The sequence below is a fragment of the Anaerosporobacter sp. genome, assembly GCF_965301125.1.
Window position 1 is genome coordinate 1 of the sequence record NZ_CBDLAM010000371.1, and the last position, 1,700, is coordinate 1,700.

Here is a 1,700-nt window from a genome sequence, read left to right on the forward strand (position 1 = left end):
CTAACAAAGGGTTATGGGTTACCTTTATCAACCTAAATATATTATATAAGGAGATATTAATAATATGGATTATGAATTATTTAAAAACTGTATTGTACAGAGTCTGAAACAGCAATTTCTGAACGCAGAGATCAGATCAAATAAGGTAAGAAAGAATAATGGTATGGAGCTTGATAGTTTAGTTATACATGAAACAGATAACATAGTAGTTCCTAGTATTTATCTGAATTACTATTACTCAAAATATCAACATGGATTATCAGTAGAGAACATCATTATGGAAATTTGTTCTAAGTATAAAGAATTCAAGGAGAATAGTAAATACATGAAAAATGAAAATTACATAAATCATTTTAAAGATTTTACAACTGCAAGTGAACATATCGTCTTTAAGCTAGTAAATTTTGAAAAGAACAAAAGACTCCTTGAAGATGTTCCATTCACACGTTTTCTAGACCTTGCAATTGTTTATGCGTTCCTTGTAAAAGAAGAGGATAATTCGGTTGCTACTATATTGATTAGAAATGAACATCTACAGATGTGGAATATAACTGCTAATGAACTTCATGAATATGCTATGCTCAAGACACCTAAGTTAATGCCAGTAAGATTGAAATCCATGGAAGAAGTCCTACGGGAGTTGTTTGGCCAGTCAAATGAAAATATGGAAGGTGAGAGGAATTCAGACTCCAATATGTACATTTTGAGTAATGGAAAGGGAATCCATGGAGCATCAACTATTTTATACCCAGGGGTGCTAGGTAACTTTGCTCATAGAAATAATGATGATATTGAGCAGTTATATATTTTACCGTCTAGCATTCATGAAGTAATCCTACTCCCATGTAATCAAATGCTAAACATAACACAACTGCAACAGATGGTAGAAGAAATTAATAAAACGCAGGTGCCACAGGATGAAATATTGTCCGATAGCATATATGTATATTCCGTTAAAGACGATACGATATTCCTAGCAGATATACAGGAATTGTAATTATATAGAGTTTATAAAAGAGAATCATATACAGACTACAATAGATTCTCGATAGGACAATTTTGTTTAGAGTAGTTATAATACGCTTATATATATTAAGTAAAGGAATGATTAATGATGAAAGAAGATGATATTAGTGGATTCAATGAAGCATATCGAGAGATAGCAGAAATATTTGGAAAAAACACTGCTATTCAGTTCTATGAAAATTTTAGAGGACAACAAGTGGTTTATCCAATAAGCTTATATTCAAAATCGTATATTATGAAGTGTATAGTGGATGAATATGACGGGACTAATGCTAAAGAGCTTAGTCATCGCTTTGGTTATACGGAAGCATGGTTATTACATAAAATCAAAGCTTATAAAGAAAATATGAACAAGTAAGGAAGAAAAGAAAAGTATATAGAAACGAAGGAGGAACAAGAAATGGGTTTTATTCAACTTATATTAATGATTATTTTTGCTGTATTAATAGGAATTGCTTATCACAAAATATTTGATGTTACTTACTTTAGTGGAAAGGCTATATTTTCAGAAATAATTGTCTGTTTGATGCTAGGAGGATTAATTGCATCAAAATTAATAGGAATCATGAAAGTCTTATTACCAATTGCAATAGTAGCAGTGGTGATTTTAGTGATAGTAAGTAAAGTAAAGAAAAATGGATAGGAAAACAATAATATGCAGTTGATTCTATAAC

3 protein-coding genes are annotated in these 1,700 nt (G+C 30.5%); all 3 read left to right on the forward strand.

Annotated elements, in window-relative coordinates:
* The first annotated feature begins 64 nt into the window (after positions 1-64).
* Positions 65-997: a DUF5688 family protein gene (locus ACW2QF_RS20085; RefSeq protein ID WP_455717791.1), complete on the forward strand. Its 933-nt coding sequence runs from the start codon at positions 65-67 to the stop codon at positions 995-997.
* 114 nt (positions 998-1,111) lie between these two features.
* Positions 1,112-1,384: a Mor transcription activator family protein gene (locus tag ACW2QF_RS20090; RefSeq protein WP_455717792.1), complete on the forward strand. Its 273-nt coding sequence runs from the start codon at positions 1,112-1,114 to the stop codon at positions 1,382-1,384.
* A gap of 42 nt (positions 1,385-1,426) precedes the next feature.
* The gene (locus tag ACW2QF_RS20095; RefSeq protein WP_455717793.1) at positions 1,427-1,669 is read left to right on the forward strand and encodes a hypothetical protein; all 243 of its coding nucleotides are present in this window, start codon (positions 1,427-1,429) and stop codon (positions 1,667-1,669) included.
* Positions 1,670-1,700 lie beyond the last annotated feature (31 nt).